At 42.1% G+C, this 20,221-nt stretch carries 19 protein-coding genes; 8 read left to right on the forward strand and 11 right to left on the reverse strand.

All coding sequences use genetic code 11. The features are described 5' to 3' along the window. Positions 1-348: 348 nt before the first annotated feature. The 7 genes from DWX76_RS11460 to DWX76_RS11490 form a co-directional block, all read right to left on the reverse strand. A complete protein-coding gene (locus DWX76_RS11460; protein WP_118522468.1) occupies positions 349-1,752 on the reverse strand; it encodes a glycosyltransferase family 2 protein in 1,404 nt (467 codons plus the stop codon). Next, positions 1,749-2,171, reverse strand: a complete 423-nt coding sequence (locus DWX76_RS11465; protein ID WP_147353862.1) for a HEAT repeat domain-containing protein — start codon at positions 2,169-2,171, stop codon at positions 1,749-1,751. Before DWX76_RS11465 ends, DWX76_RS11460 begins: the two co-directional genes overlap by 4 nt. A 70-nt stretch (positions 2,172-2,241) precedes the next feature. Continuing rightward, positions 2,242-2,841, reverse strand: coding sequence for a hypothetical protein (locus DWX76_RS11470; RefSeq protein WP_118570716.1), 600 nt, complete (start codon positions 2,839-2,841; stop codon positions 2,242-2,244). Then, entirely contained in the window at positions 2,838-5,012 is a 2,175-nt protein-coding gene (locus DWX76_RS11475; RefSeq protein WP_118522469.1) for a hypothetical protein, read from the reverse strand. Before DWX76_RS11475 ends, DWX76_RS11470 begins: the two co-directional genes overlap by 4 nt. A gap of 3 nt (positions 5,013-5,015) precedes the next feature. Then, complete coding sequence (locus DWX76_RS11480) at positions 5,016-6,497, reverse strand: CotH kinase family protein (RefSeq protein WP_182429779.1); 1,482 nt, start codon at positions 6,495-6,497, stop codon at positions 5,016-5,018. A gap of 1 nt (position 6,498) precedes the next feature. Further along, positions 6,499-7,176, reverse strand: a complete 678-nt coding sequence (locus tag DWX76_RS11485; protein ID WP_118570718.1) for a DUF4956 domain-containing protein — start codon at positions 7,174-7,176, stop codon at positions 6,499-6,501. Between the two features lie 11 nt (positions 7,177-7,187). Next, complete coding sequence (locus tag DWX76_RS11490) at positions 7,188-7,883, reverse strand: polyphosphate polymerase domain-containing protein (RefSeq protein ID WP_118570719.1); 696 nt, start codon at positions 7,881-7,883, stop codon at positions 7,188-7,190. 577 nt (positions 7,884-8,460) lie between these two features. Between DWX76_RS11490 and cobI the strand changes: the two genes are divergently transcribed. The 4 genes from cobI to DWX76_RS11510 are packed head-to-tail and all read left to right on the forward strand — an operon-like array spanning position 8,461 to position 11,302. Next, complete coding sequence (gene cobI / locus DWX76_RS11495; RefSeq protein WP_333523582.1) at positions 8,461-9,156, forward strand: precorrin-2 C(20)-methyltransferase; 696 nt, start codon at positions 8,461-8,463, stop codon at positions 9,154-9,156. Beyond that, positions 9,149-9,991, forward strand: coding sequence for an ABC transporter ATP-binding protein (locus DWX76_RS11500; RefSeq protein WP_118467689.1), 843 nt, complete (start codon positions 9,149-9,151; stop codon positions 9,989-9,991). Before cobI ends, DWX76_RS11500 begins: the two co-directional genes overlap by 8 nt. Then, a complete protein-coding gene (locus DWX76_RS11505) occupies positions 9,982-10,725 on the forward strand; it encodes an ABC transporter permease (protein ID WP_243021941.1) in 744 nt (247 codons plus the stop codon). Before DWX76_RS11500 ends, DWX76_RS11505 begins: the two co-directional genes overlap by 10 nt. A gap of 25 nt (positions 10,726-10,750) precedes the next feature. After that, a complete protein-coding gene (locus DWX76_RS11510; RefSeq protein WP_118491401.1) occupies positions 10,751-11,302 on the forward strand; it encodes a hypothetical protein in 552 nt (183 codons plus the stop codon). 209 nt (positions 11,303-11,511) lie between these two features. On the opposite strand, the gene DWX76_RS11515 is transcribed toward DWX76_RS11510, so the two are convergent. Both DWX76_RS11515 and DWX76_RS11520 read right to left on the reverse strand, forming a co-directional pair. Continuing rightward, a complete protein-coding gene (locus DWX76_RS11515) occupies positions 11,512-13,761 on the reverse strand; it encodes an alpha-galactosidase (RefSeq protein ID WP_118522472.1) in 2,250 nt (749 codons plus the stop codon). Between the two features lie 183 nt (positions 13,762-13,944). Continuing rightward, a complete protein-coding gene (locus tag DWX76_RS11520; protein ID WP_022359414.1) occupies positions 13,945-14,247 on the reverse strand; it encodes a LysM peptidoglycan-binding domain-containing protein in 303 nt (100 codons plus the stop codon). Positions 14,248-15,224: 977 nt separating this feature from the next. Here DWX76_RS11520 and DWX76_RS11525 point away from each other — a divergent pair. Together DWX76_RS11525 and lexA are read left to right on the forward strand one after the other, a co-directional pair. Beyond that, the gene (locus DWX76_RS11525; protein WP_118570720.1) at positions 15,225-16,139 is read left to right on the forward strand and encodes a hypothetical protein; all 915 of its coding nucleotides are present in this window, start codon (positions 15,225-15,227) and stop codon (positions 16,137-16,139) included. A gap of 182 nt (positions 16,140-16,321) precedes the next feature. After that, positions 16,322-16,939 (forward strand): transcriptional repressor LexA, encoded by a 618-nt coding sequence (gene lexA, locus DWX76_RS11530; RefSeq protein ID WP_022359416.1) that lies wholly within the window; start codon positions 16,322-16,324, stop codon positions 16,937-16,939. A gap of 180 nt (positions 16,940-17,119) precedes the next feature. Here lexA and fliB read toward each other — a convergent pair whose 3' ends face one another. Continuing rightward, entirely contained in the window at positions 17,120-18,274 is a 1,155-nt protein-coding gene (fliB, locus tag DWX76_RS11535) for a flagellin lysine-N-methylase (RefSeq protein WP_118570721.1), read from the reverse strand. After that, positions 18,262-18,957, reverse strand: coding sequence for a TMEM165/GDT1 family protein (locus DWX76_RS11540; protein WP_118570722.1), 696 nt, complete (start codon positions 18,955-18,957; stop codon positions 18,262-18,264). Before DWX76_RS11540 ends, fliB begins: the two co-directional genes overlap by 13 nt. Positions 18,958-19,629: 672 nt before the next feature. Between DWX76_RS11540 and DWX76_RS11545 the strand changes: the two genes are divergently transcribed. Together DWX76_RS11545 and DWX76_RS11550 are read left to right on the forward strand one after the other, a co-directional pair. After that, entirely contained in the window at positions 19,630-19,818 is a 189-nt protein-coding gene (locus DWX76_RS11545) for a hypothetical protein (protein ID WP_118570723.1), read from the forward strand. An 82-nt stretch (positions 19,819-19,900) separates the two neighbouring features. Then, positions 19,901-20,218: a helix-turn-helix domain-containing protein gene (locus DWX76_RS11550; RefSeq protein WP_118570724.1), complete on the forward strand. Its 318-nt coding sequence runs from the start codon at positions 19,901-19,903 to the stop codon at positions 20,216-20,218. The last annotated feature ends 3 nt before the right edge of the window (positions 20,219-20,221 follow it).

A 20,221-nucleotide genomic window follows, 5' to 3' on the forward strand; every position in this document is an offset into this window, starting at 1 on the left:
TTTATTATTTCTGGATTCTTTAGTCCGGTTACGGACAGTTCTTTCTGTTTTCCGGATACGGAAAGATATTTACGCAGGATATTAAATGCTCCTACTGCATCCGCATTATTTTTTACTTTTAGGGCATTTCCAGAGCACTCGGTAACATGGATTATTTAAATAATGTGACATAGGACGCAATTTCCTATGAAACAAAAAGAGAGATGCCGTAAAGGTATCTCTCCCAAAATCATTACTTCTGATGACTGATAACCCATTGTAATATAGTCTCAAATCTTATTTTTCCCGCAGCTAAATCAAGACTTCCTCCCGTCGTTTCGATCAATCTAAATTGACATAGTAATAAAATTATATTCCGTTCATTTTCTTTCTTTCCAGTTTACCCCAGTTCAGTTTGTTCTTCTTGTATCCCACAAATGCAGTCACACGGACAAATGCCAGATAAAAGCGGAGAAAAGTTGTTTCAAAAAAACAAGCAGTAATAGCAAGGCTCAGTTCTCGAAAAGAAAGCCTCTGGTCAATGGTATAGATTCTTGAAAAATATGCAGTTAATGTGAGTAAAATACCATACAGGGCATAGCAGGCAAGAAATACCAGCATAAATTTCACATTTAGCATATCCATCATCACAGATAAAACCATTGTAAGTATACCAAAAAGTTCAATAAATGGTGACAATAATTCGTAAAACAGAAAATAAATATAGGATAAAAGTCCTACAGCTCCGTACCGTGGGTTTGCCAGCATTTTACGGTGTCCCCACATACACTGGAACAATCCTCTCTGCCATCTTTTCCGCTGCTTGCCCAATTCACTTAATTTTTCCGGTGTTTGCGACCAGCAGATGGCATCCTGTGCAAAATCAATCTTATATGGCTTACGATTCATGCGGCTGAATTCATGAAGTCTGACTACCAGTTCCATATCCTCGCCCATTGTACTGCTGTCATATCCGCCTACGGCAATCACTGTTTTTTTCTCAAATAATCCAAAAGCTCCGGATATGATCATGTTTGCATTGATTTTATCCAACAGGATACGTGCTGCCAGAAAAGAACGGTCATATTCCAGGGATTGCATTCTTGCTATTATATTTCTAGGCAGCCTATATTTTATCACATGACCTTTTTTTATGACAACACCATTGGCTGGACGGACACTTCCACCAACGGCTATTACATTTTCGTCCTCCAGAACCGGACGAACGATTTTCTCCAGTGAATCATGCTGTAAAATAGAGTCCGCATCCATACAGATAAACCAAGGATACCTGGCTGCATTGATTCCGGCATTTAGGCTGTCTGCTTTTCCGCCGTTCTTCTTACGGATCAAAGTAATGGGTACTTTCTGGTTCGGGCATTCATAAACATCTTCCTCGGGCTGACATTGGATTAGATGACGGATCGGGCGCGCCACTCGCTCCATATGAAATGCATCAATCAGGATCTGAGATGTTTTGTCTTTAGAACCATCATCTATCACTATAATTTCATATAGTTTATAATCCAGGTTGAGAAGTGAAGTAACTGTGTCCTTCACCGTGATCTCCTCATTATAAGCCGGAACAAGAATGGAAACCGGTATGTAATAGCTTTGCCACAGTTTATTGTGCAGCTGTTCAAGGTGGTATGATTTGTACAGTTCAATTGCTCCTGCTACAACCGACAAAAACAAAAAGCTGGAATATCCAATCAGATATATAATAAAAAACAGATTGACACATTCCAGAAAAAAACGAAATGCATCGGTCATAAACCCGCCCTCCTTTGTGCTTTTGCTGCATCTAACTGGTACTCTAACATTTCTTTTGCATAGCGGTCATTTCCCTGTAAAATATCAGCTAATGCGTCCCTATCTGTATTCAGAACTGCAAGGCTTTTTGCAGCATTATGACGGACATACCAGTTTTTACTGGAAATCTCTTTTTTCAAAATTTCCAGTGTCTGCGGTCCGGGATACATAGCAAGAGCGGAAATACAGGCATTCTGCAATTCCCAGACCCCTTCCTTTTCTTCTTTGGCGTGATGAAGCAAAAAAGAAACACTTCGTTCATCCTGATATCTGCCAAAATAGCGGACACATGCGATCTGAATTTCCCTATCCTGGCTTGTTTCCAACATAGACAGCATTTCATCCTTCCAGTTTGACGATGCATATCGAATATAATCCAACAGGTTTACCTGCATCCTTGGATGAAATTCACTCAATTTTTTCCAAAGGAGTGGTATCAGTTCTTCTTTTTTATCGAAGGAAAGAAGTCCATCTACAAGTATTTTTTTTATGCGGAAGCAGCTGCTCATTTGCATTCAGGAATTCCAATGCCTGCATAACTGCGTGTATATCTTCTGAACTGTATAACGCCCGCAAAGCATTCTCTCTGCAATAGAGACTTTTATTTCTAAGCAGGTCAAAAAGAAATGGGAAAACAATTTCCTTAGCCTGGAATTTCGTCATATGAAATATGGCAAATACATAAGCCAAGCAGGCCTTTTCCATATCCGATTTTCTTTTATAAACCGGTATCAGTTCTTCCATCAGCCGACTTACAGATGCTATTCCCTGCTGGAATTGTTCCGGCATACGGTTTTCAACTTTATATAATGCTTCACTGAACGTCAGAAGTCTACTGGTTGACTGAAGCTCTTTAACCAGCCTTTTTTCCTGCTTTTTATTTTCCGTTATATTATCTAAAAACAGCTGTCTGTATTCTTCGCAATATCGTTGTTCCCTCCTTTTCAGAACACAGGAACGATATCTTGAAATTATCTCTGTGAAGCAGTTAAACAGAATAATCCCCACACAGACAATAAAATAAAAAACAATCACAAATTGTGCTATCATTCGTGTTCCTTTCCTGTCCAGTATGTCTTCAGAACCTGGTATGCTTCTTTTAATCTTTCATGGTAAGATACTGTATTTTCCCATCCTTTCAGTTTAAGCCGTCCCATCTCGATAGTATTTCCTTCTCTGCCAAGACCTATAAACATCTCTTTGATCCCCACTGCTTCAATGCCATAATTTCCGTCATAATAATCATCATGAATCTGCATTCGGGACGGATCAGAAAAATTCAGCAGCTGCCATGGGATTCTAATTTCCACATCATCTCCGTTACAGATAAAATCTGCCCTGGAATCATAAGCAGATGCAGATGGATTTCCATTACCATAATACAGCTTTCCACTTTCAAAGGTTCTTAACGGTGTGGCAACATCCTGATACTGACCAATAACATCCCGTAATACCATGCAGATATTTTCGAATACAGCGCTATCCCGAGCCGGTGGATCAATATAAGAATCTTCTCCTGTAATATCTTCCTCATAATTGGCATGAATGGGATTATACCGATCCTGAACCAACAGACGAGTATTATCTTTTCCATTTAAGATCAGTACAAAATCTGTAGGTCTTTCAAATTCTGCTGTACAATTTTCCATACGGGTACTGCCTGTTTTAGGGGTCGTATCAACCGGAACATACAGCGTGTCATTTTCCAGATCAAAGCCCTTTTTATGGAGATATAAATAAACATCGGAGGCATCATACTTCACACTGATGAAAGAGCCGTCTTCATATTGGATCACCATATCTTTATCCGTCCATTCGGAAGTATCCCCGTCCACGTAACAAACACTTTCTTTTTCCCCACAGTCAAATGCCAGCAAGCCAAAATGCTGGTCATTTGTCTGAGCATCTTCCCAGTAAATATTACGGCTTAAATCTACAGCATACATGGTATTCCAGGTATGCTTGAACCATTCATCCTGCCAGGAATAGACACAGCCTCCGGAAAGTCCGGCAGCCATAATGTCTTCATAACAATCTACCAGAATCTTTCCCTGTTCTTTTTCAGAATAGTATCCAAGTCCTCTGCTGGTCACCTGATTCTCCTGAATCTCACCTCGTCCTGTGGCTGCACCAAATTCAACAGCCAAAACCGGCATTGTATGATGTTCGTTTAAAAGTCTTAAATATGCCCGATAAGTATTCCGTTTTCCGTCAGGAGTGATACAGTCACTAAAGTCAATCTTTTTATCAGACAAGCTGTTCCATGTTGTGTATTCCATACAGGAAAGGTAATCCTGATCATATGGAGATGCACTGTAGCTGGCAAACTGACCTGATATAAATTTATCAGTTGCAGTTATATGTTCTGCGTCGATCCGGGCACATTTTCGGAAATATTCTGCAATCTCTTTAGGATAATCAAAGGGATCTGTTGCATTTCCACTGGAAAAGGAGAGCAGACGCTGCTCATCATATCTTGTTGATTCATAGTACAGCATCCTGTCACCTGTTTCTGCAAGCAGGGATTCAAAGGCAGAAGCATCTTTTGAAGCAGTAAGATAGGTTCCTTTATACGGTTCCATATCCGGATATTTCTCATCTGTATATGCAACGGTTGTATCTTCCCATCCATTTCCGATAATATATCCCAGCACCCATTTCGAGACATCGTGTAAATAAAGTCCTGTACTTGTATCTGCATCATTATTGATGATAAGTCGTTTTCCATGGATCACATCTACAGTGACCAGGCAATTATCCAGAAGCTTTCCTGCAAAGGAGTCGGCATATGCATCCACTCGGGAGTTCTGTATATAATCATTTACCCAGATTCCCTGAAGTAAATATAACGGCTCCTCATGTTGGGAATTGTATTCATAGAACGCTTTATAAAAAGACGGATTCTGGACAGAATAGACTCTCAGCGTATTTGCTCCTGCTTCCTGGATCAGCTGAAACCAGCGCAGATAGGTTTCTTTGGTGATCGCATAATCGGTAGACCATTCACCTGGAATACCGCTTCCCATGTCAATTCCTCTGACTTCAAATGGTTTCCACTTATCTTTGTCCTTTATAAGTATTTCTTTATTCTCAGTCCGGACAAATGTGTTTACATGATTGTCCCGGCCTGAGTCTACATAAAATCCGCCATAAAACACAGCTATAAATCCAATAAATACAAGCAGAATGATGGCAGATATACTGATAATAAATCGTTTCATATTTTAATCATTAACCTCATTATACTGCTTTACACGGGAGGATGCTGAATATTGACGCAGAGTCTCAATGTTTTCATCCAGCCATTTTCCTCTGTTTCGCAAGTAACCTTTTAACTGTCCTTCAGCGGCAGATCTGCTGTCAAGATTTCTCGATACCGGAACCAGAAGTCCCTTTGCCTGCTGTTCCACACTTCCCCATCGTGCATCGTTTCTTGCAAGAGCTGGTGCGATAAAATCAAGGGTTTCATCGATATAACGATAAAGTGATTCCTCACTTAACAGACCTTTTCGCAAGGAATGATATCGCTGGATGATCCGTTCAGTAAAATCCTCATCTTTGATAAGCATTTCAAACCATAATCGGTTGTTCAGGAAAAATCCTGTATAAGGAAGTTCCTCCTCGAAATAGTTATTGCAGGCATTATTAAAATCCCATACACACATACGATACAGATTATCGGTTCCCTTATAAATATAAGTGGAATAGTTTCCGGCATCTGCATTACTGGAAAGCTCATTGATTATAAAGTAATCTACAAAGCTGTCTACATCTATCATAGAAGTGTAGCCATGTTTTTCCCTGTCATAATCATATGAATACAGAGTTTTTTCAAAATTTGAAAAATCCTGCCGGATTTCTTCTGTCAGTCTGGCATCCCTGTTCCTGTTTCCGGGATATTCTATCTGCAGCAGGAAGGGGGTTTTGTAGGTATACGTTGTAAAGCTGTTTAAAGCTTCTTCGCCCGCATGCTGATGATCCAGGCGAAGAAGGTATCCGGAAAATGCGCTGCGCTTGGCATTTACACGAAGTCCCAGCCTGGCGCCATCTTTTCCGCCGGTTATCATTTCAGTCATTACATATAGACCTTCATATTCACCATTAAGAATTACTTCGCAGAATCTTACATTTGGCGCATAAGACATCATTTCTCCGGCAAGATTGTAAAACATATAATTTCGTATGGCTGTTTTATCGAGCCAGGGACCGTATAATACCCATTCATGGTGCGCATCCATTCCCATAATGGAAAGCGGATTGTTTTCCCCTTTTTTATCTACAAGTCTGATGGCATAGCTTGGCTTATCAAACTTTCTTGAGGAATTACCTCTCATTCGTATACGGATTTCAGAAGATACATCTGCCGTTTCATTTGCATGATGGTACTCTTTGCTGTCATTCCCAATTATATCCATCTGAGCAGCAATTGTAGTTTCCCCATCCGTAGCGCGTGTATAAATGCGGTTGTTTCCATCATCCTTAATGGGTCTTCCCGGGATTTCCATCCCATCTGTATCAATTTTGACAATCGGAAGATATGTACACAGACCGCCATCCGCAGGATCCGTACATGGTTCCTGGGGAATTTCCTGTTCATGCTGATGAATTCTCTCTGTTTTTCGGTAGTCCTTATAAGACAATGGCGCAAAAACGGCAATCAGGATAACCGCAAAGCAGCATATAAATCCTATTATTTTATATTTCATATCAGTTATAAATCTCATCGCTTTGAGCTACAATATTAACACTTTCGATTTGTCCAAGGTTATAGAAATCATCTGTTAAAGCCGGATACTGTTTCTGAACTTTCTCCAGTATTTTTCTGGATAATTCATAAATGTACTCAGCATTTTCCTCTGTCGTATTTTTTACCCGAAGAACGACACCAGTCCCAAAATAACGAAAGACCTGAGATTCTATATTTTCACAGCGGCTTCTTTTTGCACGGATGATCAAAAGCATACGGTTATCACTGCGAATCGCTCCCATGATAAGAAAAATAAGAAAAATAGCAGAACTGCCTACTGCAGCAACCAGATAATCTCCAACTCCACAGCATATTCCCACAATAATCGTCCAGAAAATATATACAGTATCTCTGGAATCTTTTATTGCAGTTCGAAAACGCACAATAGATAATGCACCGACCATACCAAGCGACAATGCAATATTGTTTCCTATGACAGTCATAACTGTTCCTGTCATAACCGTCAGAACGATCAGTGTTACTCCAAATTTTTTGCTGTAAATCGTTCCCTTATGTGAAATCACATATGAAATAAAAATAAACAGACCAATGACAGCACTTACCAGAATATGCATTATAATTTGCTGCCAGGTCATATCCCCCTGTTGGGCAAGCTGGTTATAAATCGTCTCTTTCATTTCCTTTCCTCCTAAAACCTGTAGTTACAGCCAATTTGTCTTGCCATACAATATTTGCTCACGGAAAGCTCGCTTTTCTGAACGGGCAGAAGCATATGCTTGATATAGCTTAACAAAAAGCCATTGTATTTTACTTCCGGCACTACAGCAAAAGGCGACATTACACTGTTTAACACCAGATTTCTATCAAACACATTAAAATTCACTTCATTAGCCCGTATTCTGGAATCAAAGGTTATTCGAATAGAGTTTTCTGGCGCGATAAATGCAAATCTGTCATATTCTACAACTGTTTTAGGACGGTATGCCCACATTTCCATAATTGAATAACATTCCTGTCCAAACTCACTGCCACTGTTTAAAAGTACAGAATAATCACCCTCAATGAGAGCCTGCGCTTCCTTTCTGGATAATCTTAATGACCGCTTTCGCTGATATGGTCCCTGCTTCTGCTTCATTTCAAACAGTGCAAAATCCGCATCAGGACTATATACCCGCAAACGAAACTTTCTTCTTAACTCCAGACCATCTTCTTTTTCCTGAAAATCCCGATTTGACAAAGAATCAAAGTACAAAGAACGTACCTGGTAACCATCTGGTCCATTATGTAAATCGGTATGAACCACATTTGACAGATAATTCCGGAGTTTTAAAGCTTCTGCCTGATTCAGCAGAAATTTCTTTTCTTCCCGCAGTACATCGCGCACAGTATTATTTCCTCCTGCTTTTGCTTTTTAGTAAATCCAACTCTATAGTATACATCCAAAAAATTCTTCTGTCTAGAATACAACTTCATACTATACAATGACCTCTCAGTTACTATTCAGGGGTTAGCTGGACTTGAGGAAACCGATGGTGTAGACTGATAACAGTCAAAGCCATCGGGTAAGCTCATCTGTATTTGTTTTCCATTTTGGGGAACATATCCAAAATACATTCCACTGACATTAACCCTTTTTGCGGATAACTGCTTTTGGAATTCTTGTAACCCACTTTATTCCACTATTTATGAAATTTCCAAAATGGAGCGATTTGAAAATGTACTTTATTCTGTTTCGAAATAAAGTACATTCTGAAATAAAGTGCATTTTGAAATTTTTGTACTTTATGCTATAATCCTTGTATCTAAGCCATTTATTAACCACTAACTATAAAGTACAAAATTTTTTACTTTTGAAAAAGGCTAATTTCGTACTTTATTAAAAAAGCAAAAAAGGCATCGTACAAAAATTTTAAAAGTTGAACACTTGAATTTCTCACAGTTTTCACAGAAAGGAAATGTTTATGATAAAAGGAACCTTATATGGCGTAGGAGTAGGTCCGGGCGATCCGCGGCTCATGACATATCTGGCAGTTGACACGATTCAGAAGTGCCCGGTGATTGCGGTACCGGCGGATGGAAAGGAAAATGCAGTTTCCTATAAAATTGCCAGCGGGATCGTGGAAAATCTGGATGAAAAGGAATGCTTAAACCTCACTACTCCGATGACAAAAGATAAAGCTGTTTTAAATGCAGCATACCAGGCTGCCTCGGATCAGATTATAGAGCAGCTGGAACAGGGGAAGGATGTTGCCTGCCTCACGCTCGGAGATCCGACGATTTACAGTACCTATATTTATATCCATCGGATTGTAAAAGCACATGGTTATGCAACTGAAATCATCAATGGCATTCCGTCCTTCTGCGCGGTCAGCGCCAAGCTTCAGGACAGTCTTGTCGACCGCTCAGAACAGCTTCATATTATTCCGTCCACTTATGATATTGAGGCGGCGCTGGAACTTCCAGGTACCAAGGTTCTGATGAAAGCAGCTTCCAAGATGCCGCTTGTCAAGGCGACCCTGAAAGAAAAGCATATGACAGGTACCATGATCGAAAATTGTGGTATGCCAGAGGAGCATATTTATCATAAAATCGATGAAATTCCAGATCGGGCAAGTTATTATTCGATTATTGTCGTGAAGGAAGGGAACCATGATTGAATTAAAGCATCTGACAAAAAAATACGATCATTTTCTGGCGGTCGAGGATCTGAACCTGAAAATTGAGACAGGCGAGTTCTTTGGGCTTTTGGGACCGAATGGTGCCGGAAAAACGACCACCATCGGAATGCTCTCCACTCTCCTGCTTCCGACTTCGGGTGAAATCTGGATCAACGGAGAGCTGCTGACCCGTCAGAAAAATCAGCTGAAACAAAAACTCAGTGTCGTTACGCAGGAATACTCGATGCGTCAGGATATGACGATGAACGAGATTATGGAATATCAGGGACGTCTTTATTATATGCCGCTCAGAAAGATTCGGGAGCGGTCAGAGGAATTGCTGGAATTCTGCGGGTTGATCGATTATCGGAAGAGAACCGTCCGAAAGCTTTCCGGAGGCATGAAGCGGAAGCTGATGGTCTGCCGGGCACTTTTAACGGAACCGGAAATCCTTCTTCTGGATGAACCGACTGCAGGGATGGATGCATTTGCCCGCCGTCAGATGTGGAATCTTCTGAAAAAGCTGAATCAGCAAAAGCTTACCATTCTTCTGACAACGCATTATATGGAGGAAGCAGAAACGCTTTGTGACCGTGTCGGCTTTATGTGCGGTGGACGTCTGGAGGAAACAGATGCTCCGGGGCATATGATAGAGACGCTGGGGCGGTATGCGGTCGATGAGACTTCACCAGATGGGCTGAAATCACATTATTTTCATGGAAAGGAGGAGGCAATTCAGTATTTGTCCGCGTCAGAACAGGAAACAGCGCTTCGCAGTACGACATTGGAAGATGTATTTCTGGAGACAATCGGGCAGCAGCTGGAATGCCGGTAAAAATGGGTATTCTTACTGTGTTATGGGAAAAATGGGTAGAATTCCGGCGGGATTTTTATAAAATCACGCTGGCTGCCATGATTGCCCCTCTTTTATATATTCTGGTGTTTGGTCTTGGAATCCAGACCATGTCGCACGGACAATCGTATCTGAACTTTCTGATTCCAGGAGTGGTTGCCCTGACGACCATGAACGGCAGTTTCAATGCTATCGCCCAGAATTTAAACGTCCAGAGATTGTACGAAAAAGCATTTGACCAGGTCATCATCTCTCCTACCCCGCTGTGGCAGTTCATCGCGGGACAGATCATCGGCGGAAGTCTCCGGGGATTATATGCGGGAGCCGTGATTATTCTTCTGATTTTGCCGATCGGAACGGGGCTCTGTTTTAACGGCTGGTCGTTCCTTCTAATGTTTTTAAACGGATCTGTGTTTTCCACAATTGGAGTTGTGGTATCTTTTTATGCCAAAAACCATGCCGATGTGCCGCGCTTTTCGAATTACGTGATTATGCCGATGGCATATCTGTGCAATACATTCTTTTCAGCCCGGAGTATGCCGGATGGTCTGCGCCAGGTGATTGAATATCTGCCGTTATCGCAGACCAGTGCGGCGCTTCGCAGCATCGCCAATCATGAGGCATTTTCTTATACAACGATTGGGATCCTGCTTCTGTATCTGGCGTGTTTTTCGGTTGCTGCGTCCTGGTTTCTGTATAAGAAAAAGAATTTATAAACACAGGATAAGGAGTTTTCTGTCTATGAAAAAAATAGGTTTCATTCTTCTGGGAATCATTTGTATCTTATTTAGCAGCCGGTGGACGTTGACGGCGCAGGCAGGTGCTGGAACGCTGCTTTCCCTGGAGGATGGTGAATATGCCATCGAGGTAACGATGACCGGAGGAAGCGGAAAGGCTTCGATCCAAAGTCCTGCTCTTCTGACGGTGACAGATGGAACGGCATACATATCCATCACATGGAGCAGTTCCAATTATGATTACATGGTGGTAGATAATAGAAAATACGAGAATGAAAGTGCCAAGGACGCAAATTCTCATTTTACGATCCCTGTTTTGGATCTGACAAAAGAACTTACAGTCAGGGCGGATACACTGGCGATGGGAACGCCTCATGAAATCGAATATACCCTTCAATTCAATACTACGTCGATTGCGTCTAAGAGCACACTTCCGCAGGAAGGGGCGAAACGTGTGCTGATGATGGCAGCCGTTATTATTATCGGTGGCGGGATTCTGAATCATATCGTAAATGAACGCCGGAAGCGGGATTATACGGGGAAACGCCGGATTTAAATTAAAAGGGATTCGTAACTGTTCAGTACCTTCACAGTCACGCGCAAAAATCCATTAAAAATTGCCTACGGCAATGGGATTTTTGCCTGCTGACCCATGTTTTCGTACGGTCAGCGCAGTAAATGCGCAGACCTACTGAACAGTTACAGGGATTCTTCTTTGAAAACCAGCTTCGGGAGAATCCCTTTTTAATGCTTTTATCTTATTTATTATTCAGCCTGCTTTTGTACATAAAACAGGCGAGAATCAAAGTCGCAGCTCTCTCTTCTACCATCCATATACTGTCCGGAAGAGGCGTCACTGGTAATCAGTCCTAAATTCATCAGTTCGTCACCATAGTGGGTGCTTACGGCACTTTCATGTCCTTCTGTATATTCCGTGACATTGTAAAGATCGGATTCTTCCAGTCCCTGTAAATACAGCCGCGTAAACGGACCATTGGCGACATTCAGTGTCCGGTACCAGCCGACCAGGGCTTCTGTGCGGTCTTCACTGACTGCCATCCAGGCAGTGATATTGTTTTCAAACGGACTGGAAAGTCTGTAAAAAGTACCATACTGAATCAGGGACCGGTGCTGTTTCATAAAGGCGGTCTGAATTTTTAATTCAGATAGCTCATCTTCTCCGAGCTGTGCCAGATCCAGTTCATAGCCGAACGTTCCGAAGAACGCGGTATTGGCACGTGTCCAAAGAGGTGTCTGACGATGAAGCTGATGGTTCGGAGAAGCAGATACATGGGATCCCATCGAGCTGATCGGGTAACCATAGGAAGTACCGTATTGAATCCGCAGGCGTTCAATCGCATCTGTATCATCACTGATCCATCCCTGCGGTGCGTAATACAGCATACCTGCATCAAAACGCGCTCCGCCGCTGGCGCACGATTCGAACAGAATGTCCGGAAAGCGTGTGGTCAGCCGCTCATACATCTGATAAACACCCAGAATGTAGCGGTGAAATACTTCTCCCTGCTGTCTGGCGGAAACTCCTCTGCTCCATACATCACTGAGACTTCGGTTCATATCCCACTTGATATAGGAAATGGAGGTGCCTTCCAGAATCGATGCAATCTTTTCATAGATGTAATCAAGGATCTCCTGCCGGGAAAAATCCAATACATACTGGTAACGTCCGTGACAAGGCGTTCGCCCTGGAATCTGGAGGATCCAATCCGGATGCGTGCGGAATAAATCGGAATCGGCATTTACCATCTCCGGTTCGATCCAGAGACCAAACTTCATGCCGAGCGCTTCTATCTTCTGTGCCAGTCCGGAAAGACCGTTTGGCAGACGGTCGCGGTTTGCCTCCCAGTCGCCCAGTCCGGCTTTTGAGCTGCTTCTGGCACCAAACCAGCCGTCATCTAAAACAAACAGCTCTATGCCGCATTTCTGCGCTCTGGAAGCCAGCTGTAGAAGTTTTTCTTCGGTAAAATTGAAGTAAGTTGCCTCCCAGTTATTGATCAGGATTGGGCGCTCGCGATCACGCCAGTACCCCCTTGCCAGTCGGCGCCGGTACAGCCGGTGTAAAGTCTGGCTCATGTCGTTAAGTCCCTGAGAGGAGTAAACAAGCACTGCCTCCGGAGTCTGGAAGCTTTCACCAGGGTTCAGCTCCCAGCTAAAGCCAAACGGATTAATTCCTATCATAAGACGGGTGGTTCCATGTGACTCCACTTCTGCCTGAGCCAGAAAATTACCGCTGTAAATCAAGCTGCAGCCAATGGCTTCTCCCTGAAATTCGTCAGCCGAAGGGCGTTTTAAAATAATGAACGGATTCTGCTCATGGGAAGAATGTCCCCGGGTGCTGTCAATCGCCTGAATGCCATACTCAAGCCTGCGTGTGTGGAGTGCGCGCTCTCTCGCCCATGCCCCAGAAAACTGCATCCACTCATAATCGTGGTCAGGAAGATCCAGGCAAAGACTCATCGCGGTCTGAACCTGTACAGAAATGTCTCCCTGATTGGAAATAGAAGCACTTCGGGCAATGACACCGCCCTCGACAAATATTGTATATAAAAGATGCAGCTCCAGATTAGTATGGGTATCTTTTAACGTAATAATAAGAGTTTCAGCTTCCCCGTCCTGTTCAGTATAAGTAGCGGGAAGTCCCGGCAGTTTTGGCTTTCCGGATGTAACCTGATATCCAGTAAATTGAAAATCTGAATAGGTACTTCCATCATTCTGGAGAATCTCTACTGCCGGATGCCGGTAATCACCGCTTCCGTAAGTACCGTACTCCAGCTTAATATGTCCAAGTGAAAAGGTGCGATCGTTTTCATAGAGATAAGATGCCATGTCTCTGGGAGCTAATTCAAGAAGGTATGAGAAATCTTCCTTGTCACGAATCTTTTTCCCATAATACAGCTGTCCCATATGTCCGTTTGGAAGAACCATCATGATATAGCTGATGGTCTGGTTATATAAATGAAATATCTTCGATGATTCGTGATATACAATACTCATATCCTTATTTCCTCCTGTTCATCTGTCGCTTGTCATTTAATCAGATATAGACTGCTTGCTAAACTTTATTCTACCAGAAAATAGATTAAATGAACAGACTACGGACAGGAATATGGAAAATTCTATAAATTTGATTCTGTCTCTGTTATCGGTTGTGTGTACGTGTATGTGAACGGTAACGATTTATTTATAATAACGAATGGTCAGGTAATGCCCTGCGTCAATATGGTCATCCGAAAGACTGTTCATCTGGCGCAGCTCCCGTACATACTCTTCAACTGACTCCTCCGAATCTGCACAATATGTCTGAGCAATGCTCCAGAGCGTATCTCCATCTTTCAGATGAATACTGGTATAGTACTTTTCCGGTCTAGTATCTGCTTCTTCCTCAGCCATCACATACATCAGACTCCGTCCAAAAAAGCCCGAAAGCAGCATGATGAAAACAACAGCTAAAACCATAACACCTTTTTTCAACGTATACATTTGCAATCTTCTCCTCTCGTGTTTTGTTGGAATCGTCTTTTTGTATTCAAATCTGTTCTTAAAGAATGAGAAGAGATTTGAATATTATAAAAATGTCAGGAACATTTGTTCTGTATGATTACATTATACGATACGAACAAATGTTTGTCAATGATTTTGAAAGAAAAAAACAAACATTTGTTCGCAGTTTGCTACTGTTCCCGCATACGTGCCCAGTAACGAAATTTTCCGTGTCTTCGCATTTAAATACGGCAAATTTCTGTTGCCACCACCTTTTCTTACGGTATTTTCGGTTTCAAAAGTGACGTAAGAAAACGCGGCTTTGCTCGTAAGCAGCAGACACCTGCTCCCTATAAAAATCTAAATACTTTAGGTATATAGATTTTATAGGAAATCATACATATTGCACAAAACTGCGCTGCTATTTCTGGCAAATATGACCACAAAAGTCGATGAAACTATTCGCGAAAGCATCCTTTCACGAATAGTTGATATTTTCATTCCTATTTTTACTATCAAAATCATAATCTATGTATAACAATAATTATGTATAACATATATATAACATATCACAGAATCAGATTGACGCCCTTGTGGTTTCATGATAATCTATATACATAAAATAAAGTATGACGCAATTTGAAATTTCAGTTTAAATCGAACGTTATAAGACTTGGCGCATGATCTTTGCAAAGCACTTCTTTGAAATCAGTTTGATAAGCAGAGTATTATCTCGCGTAACTGTCTACATGAGTATGAACAGTTACCACCTCGCAGCAAGAATGTCAGGGTATTAAACAAACAGGTAACTGTTCAGTACCTTCACAGTCACACGCAAAAATCCATTAAAAATTACCTACGGCAATGGGATTTTTGCCTGCTGACCCATGTTTTCGTACGGTCAGCGCAGTAAATGCGCAGACCTACTGAATAGTTGCATAAACAGTTACAAAAAAATAGATTGGAGAATATAGAATATGGGAGAAATTAAACAGGCAAACTTTCGAATCGATTCCGATACAGCGGATGCTTTCCGTGCATTTTGCGAACAAAAAGGAATGAACCAGGCCCAGGGCTTTGATCATGTGATGCAGGTGTTTGAGTTAAATCAAGCCAAATCCTCAATTCCGGGGAGAAGTGTCGAGATTGAGGAGTTTGAAACCATGGTTAAGTCCATCACCTCCGCATATCTGTATAGCTTGGAATTGAACCAGAATGCAGAAGCCAGAGCACGGGAGGAGTTCTCTTCTGAACTCCAGAGAAAAGAACTGCGCCTCACAGAGTTACAGAAAAAAGTAGAACAACTTCAAGCAGAAAAGAAAAAAATGGATGCGGAGTCCGCTTTGCTGACCAAGCAGGAACAGACACTCACCGAACAGCTAGAATCGCTCAGAAAAGGTGCTGCTGACCAGGAGCAGATCAACCAGATGCTGAAGGAGAAACTAGAAGAGGCACAAAATCAGCTGAAGAAAAATGAACATTCAAAAGAATCAGAAGAAATGCTTAAGAATGAGCTTTTACAATGCAAACAGGAGCTTCATGATACGGTACTTGCTCTCTCTCACTCTCAGAAGGAACAGGAGGTAAAGTCAGAGTCCTATCAGCATGCATCCGATCGGATTCTGGCACTTGAAACTGAAAATAAAGAACTACAGCAGAAACTCACAGAACTTACCCAGGAATTATCAAAACAAAAAGCGGATGCTGATATGGGGCTTCAGCAATGCAAAGCCCAGGCGGAGCTTACGATGGAGCGCGCACTATTCAAAAAAGAACGGGAAATGCAGGAACTTCTTCGTCAGGCAGACAAAGAAAATGCCCGTCTGGAAGTGCTGCTTGAGCAGGCAAGAGAACAGCTTAAAAAAGAAAACATTGATAAAGACGAACAATAGTTTGCATTTTGCCCGAACATATGTTACTATATATAATATAATAAGGGCTTACTATAGGCCAAACCTTTCAGTGATTCAGCTGCTGGTCCCATCAGGTGGGCGTTCGACTTATATCCTGCCAGAATCACTGTATATCCGATATTAAAAACATTTTATATACTTCATCGACAGGAGGAATCTATATGGCACAGGGACGTATTACAGATAAACAGAAAGAGATCTTGGAATTTATTAAAGCATGCATTTTAAAGAAAGGTTATCCGCCGACGGTACGTGAAATTTGTGAAAAGGTACAGCTTAAGTCTACCTCTTCTGTCCACTCTCATCTGGAACAGCTTGAGAAGAACGGATATATTCACCGGGATCCGACGAAACCGAGAGCCATCGAGATCGTTGATGACACCTTTAACCTGTCCCGCCGCGAACTGGTAAATGTACCCCTTATCGGTACTGTGGCAGCCGGTGCGCCGATTCTGGCTGATGAGAATGTGGAGAACTATTTCCCGATTCCGGCAGAACTGCTTCCGAACAGCGAAACTTTTATGCTGAAGGTCCGCGGCAATAGTATGATCGATGTGGGCATCTATGACGGAGATCGTGTTATCGTGGAACAGACCAGTGTCGCAGAGAATGGCGAGATCGTGGTTGCACTCATCGATGATTCAGCTACCGTTAAGCGTTTCTTCAAGGAGAACGGTCACTATCGTCTCCAGCCGGAGAATGCAACCATGGATCCGATTATTGTGGATAAAGTACAGATTCTTGGGAAAGTAATCGGCCTGTTGCGCCTTATGCGGTAACACATTGGTTTGCTGTCGCTTACCTTTCATGTATTATCTGAAAATGGCAGAAGCATTATGTGACAAAATTTAACTCAAAAGCTCTATTCGTTGACGTCCGGAGATACGGTACGCTCAATTTTATAGAATAGAGCTTTTTTGTTCGTATGATTCATTTTTGCAATATGCTTCTTTCGGTGATTAAACCGGTGCATACCGCTCAAAAAGCCAGTCTTCCAGTGCATTTAAGTTATCATCGGAATGTTCTACTTCCCGGGCATATCTCCAGGAGATTTCTTCCACATCCTTCATGGAAAGTTTCTTTCCATTTTCCAGCCATCGGACCATCAGAAATTCCTGTATCCAGCGGACAGAGAACAATGCCAGTTCCATCTTGGAACAGACCATATCGTCGTAGACAGCCCCGCAAAAATAGGTATAGACAAAAAACATTAAAAGCTGCTCACCCAGATTTTTCCATTCTTCTTTGTGACTTCCTAAACTTCCATATGCCTTATGAAATTCTTCGCAAATTTTATGATAGGTTTCCTCGCTTCCCTGATACAGCCACTTTTCAGCACCATCCAGCACATCATCCCATTCCGGACGCAGGCGTTCCAGACCGCGTAGTACCTGCAATTCTTCTATCTGGCGTGCCCACCGATGGAGAGATGCTGCATCAATGCCTTTTTCAGCAAGACTTTCTGATACAAATTCCTGGAGTTTTTTTCTCTGATGATGAGCTTCACAGTTTCGCAGAAGTTCATCAATTTCATATTCCTTCTGCTCTTCCACCCGGATCTGATATTGTTCTGTCAGCTGTTCGGATGCCGACATTCGGAGTGTCAGAGGAAGGGATCGATCCTGTAAAATCGAAAACAGAACATCTCTTGTATCTTCCAACTGGGAAAACATCATAAAATCGAATTCTTCAAAATCGTCCTCCAAATCGTCCTCTTCTTCCAGAAAACGGACCGGTTCTTTACAGGAAAGAATGATTCTAGCCGCCTCCGGACAGGACAGGGAAAGAGATAATTCCCGAAGTCCCTCGTATTCTTCCGTATGTCTCGGGTACATCCGGCAGGTATCACAAAGAGAATCTGGTCCCAGTGCTTTATAAAGATCGCAGAGATTTTCTTCATTTAAAAATGCACAGCGCCGATTGTTCTGGTAAAAACATTCTTCATCCCAGTCAATAGAATTGCGTAATCGCGTTCCGAACTCGCTCTTTTCATTTCCATATCGCTCCAGAGAGGTTTCATCAATCATGATCTGCCATCCGGCACAGCAGCTATCCGGACAATCTCCTGCTGTACAGACAAATTTATCATAGTAATGTGGTTTTAAATATCGCATTTATTTTCCTTCTTTCTTTTTATATAGATCCAGGCACATAAGGCAGTAAAAATAACAGCCGCAGCAATCCATACCGACCATACCGGAATCGGACAGACTCTTGCGTTCATCATGTTCAGTCCCTGATGAAGTGTGAAAGCACCAAATATGGAAAAAATAACAAATGCCAGTGTATTCAGCAGCCCATCGGGAGTTTTGCTCTTTAAAAGATATCCAACCAGCATTCCAAGAATATCCGCTGCAAAAAGACCCAGAGAGCATCCAATCCATACAACAAAGGCTGATTTCATGCCTTCATTGGCTCCGAACGTGATGGCTGTAAGCTGAGTTTTATCTCCCAGTTCTGCCACAAAAAATGTACAAAAAACAGCTAAGGGTGCGAACTGAATCTTTGATTTACCGCCCTCCTCCTCTTCTTCGTCATCATCACCGGCAAGAGTCGATGCGGCGAAATACAGAAATGCAAGTGCTGCAATCATCTTAATAAGCCAGTCAGGAATAAATTCACTGACAAGTCCGCCCGCCAGAACCGCAAGACCATTCAGAACAAGAATCGCCGCCGCAGTTCCTAGTATAATATCTCTCAACTTATATTTTGAAGTGAGAGCAATCAGCATAAGCTGGGTTTTATCGCCCATCTCTGCGATAAATTCTGTAAAAAACACTTTAAAAAACAGCATCATTTTTCATTTCCTCCTAGATGTAATGCATGTTCCCTCACCGCTCACTGTCGATTATGATGTCCTCCCTTTTTTGCATCAATGCACAAAAGAAAAACTCATGTATATCAACTGACAGCTATGCATGATACAAAAACTGTCGTCCATCGATATACATGAGTCTCATTATTTAAGATTTGCCAGATTATACAGTTGCTATAATCAGAATGTTGACAAACCACACTTTCGCGCTAACTACTCCCTCATAGGATATTAAATTACTTGATAAATATTATCAAATAAAGAATGACTTGTCAACGAAATTTAATGCTTCTGCAGTGTCAATTAACTTATTTTTTCTTACCGGCTCGTAAAATTCGATGTTGTCAAGGTAAAAACAGGTAGTGGTACTAATAGCGGTTTTATCAGATGTTTCAGAACTGCCCATCTCACCCAACCTTCACCAAACGTGCTGGTGCCGGGGATAAGTATGGCACATTTATCCCTAAAACTTGATATAAGTCATCATTAAACATAATCCACTTCCTGGCGAATTAATCATGAGCACAGACTTTTCCGCCTGTGCTCATAGTTTTGTCTTCCGTTACCTATACGGAGTATAAATCGACTTTTTACCGTACGTATTCTGCGGTATAATGCAAATAGATTAATCCCAAAAACAAGGAGAGGTTGCAAATGAAAACACCTAAATTTCTTGAGAATACAGCTTTATCGTCATCATACTATGAGATTCCAAATCCATATCAGAATACTCCGTCCACCGGAATCGAGCTGCTTGCTCTGTTCAAATACGCACGGTCACAAAATAAGAAACTCGATAAACTGGATCGCAAAGAAGTATCCAGATTTCGCCTGCAGAAATAAAATTTCGCTGTTCAATCTACCACAGCCGTGATAGAATGGAAACAAGTGTTTCGGGATGGTACAGAATCATGGAGGGATGCAAATGGAACCGATGTATTTGTCAATCCGGCCCGTGGAAACCGGGAAGCGGATCAAGCAGCTTCTTTCAGAGCAGAACTATACGATCCGCGAGATCCAAGGCGCCTTCGGCTTTGAGAACCCACAGGCAATCTACAAATGGATTGCCGGAAAATCCCTGCCGAGCCTGGACAACTTTATCATTCTCAGCAGACTGTTACATACCAGCATTGAAAATATCCTCGTCATTGACGGGGATATTCCTCATTTATGGGGCGGTTTAAACCAGCGGTTCAATGACATCTTCCTTCTCCCGCCTTATAATCGTGTCATAAGGAATTGATAC

Source organism: Clostridium sp. AF21-20LB (genome assembly GCF_003478795.1).
GTDB lineage: Bacteria > Bacillota > Clostridia > Lachnospirales > Lachnospiraceae > Otoolea > Otoolea fessa.

What these genes read in the sequence shown, in the direction of transcription:
- DWX76_RS11460 (WP_118522468.1), bottom strand. Translation starts at nt 1,752, where the DNA reads ATGACCGATGCATTTCGTTTTTTTCTGGAATGTGTCAATCTGTTTTTT.
- DWX76_RS11470 (WP_118570716.1), bottom strand. Translation starts at nt 2,841, where the DNA reads ATGATAGCACAATTTGTGATTGTTTTTTATTTTATTGTCTGTGTGGGG.
- DWX76_RS11475 (WP_118522469.1), bottom strand. Translation starts at nt 5,012, where the DNA reads ATGAAACGATTTATTATCAGTATATCTGCCATCATTCTGCTTGTATTT.
- DWX76_RS11480 (WP_182429779.1), bottom strand. Translation starts at nt 6,497, where the DNA reads ATGAAATATAAAATAATAGGATTTATATGCTGCTTTGCGGTTATCCTG.
- DWX76_RS11485 (WP_118570718.1), bottom strand. Translation starts at nt 7,176, where the DNA reads ATGAAAGAGACGATTTATAACCAGCTTGCCCAACAGGGGGATATGACC.
- cobI (WP_333523582.1), top strand. Translation starts at nt 8,461, where the DNA reads ATGATAAAAGGAACCTTATATGGCGTAGGAGTAGGTCCGGGCGATCCG.
- DWX76_RS11500 (WP_118467689.1), top strand. Translation starts at nt 9,149, where the DNA reads ATGATTGAATTAAAGCATCTGACAAAAAAATACGATCATTTTCTGGCG.
- DWX76_RS11505 (WP_243021941.1), top strand. Translation starts at nt 9,982, where the DNA reads ATGCCGGTAAAAATGGGTATTCTTACTGTGTTATGGGAAAAATGGGTA.
- DWX76_RS11510 (WP_118491401.1), top strand. Translation starts at nt 10,751, where the DNA reads ATGAAAAAAATAGGTTTCATTCTTCTGGGAATCATTTGTATCTTATTT.
- DWX76_RS11515 (WP_118522472.1), bottom strand. Translation starts at nt 13,761, where the DNA reads ATGAGTATTGTATATCACGAATCATCGAAGATATTTCATTTATATAAC.
- DWX76_RS11520 (WP_022359414.1), bottom strand. Translation starts at nt 14,247, where the DNA reads ATGTATACGTTGAAAAAAGGTGTTATGGTTTTAGCTGTTGTTTTCATC.
- DWX76_RS11525 (WP_118570720.1), top strand. Translation starts at nt 15,225, where the DNA reads ATGGGAGAAATTAAACAGGCAAACTTTCGAATCGATTCCGATACAGCG.
- lexA (WP_022359416.1), top strand. Translation starts at nt 16,322, where the DNA reads ATGGCACAGGGACGTATTACAGATAAACAGAAAGAGATCTTGGAATTT.
- fliB (WP_118570721.1), bottom strand. Translation starts at nt 18,274, where the DNA reads ATGCGATATTTAAAACCACATTACTATGATAAATTTGTCTGTACAGCA.
- DWX76_RS11540 (WP_118570722.1), bottom strand. Translation starts at nt 18,957, where the DNA reads ATGATGCTGTTTTTTAAAGTGTTTTTTACAGAATTTATCGCAGAGATG.
- DWX76_RS11545 (WP_118570723.1), top strand. Translation starts at nt 19,630, where the DNA reads ATGAAAACACCTAAATTTCTTGAGAATACAGCTTTATCGTCATCATAC.
- DWX76_RS11550 (WP_118570724.1), top strand. Translation starts at nt 19,901, where the DNA reads ATGGAACCGATGTATTTGTCAATCCGGCCCGTGGAAACCGGGAAGCGG.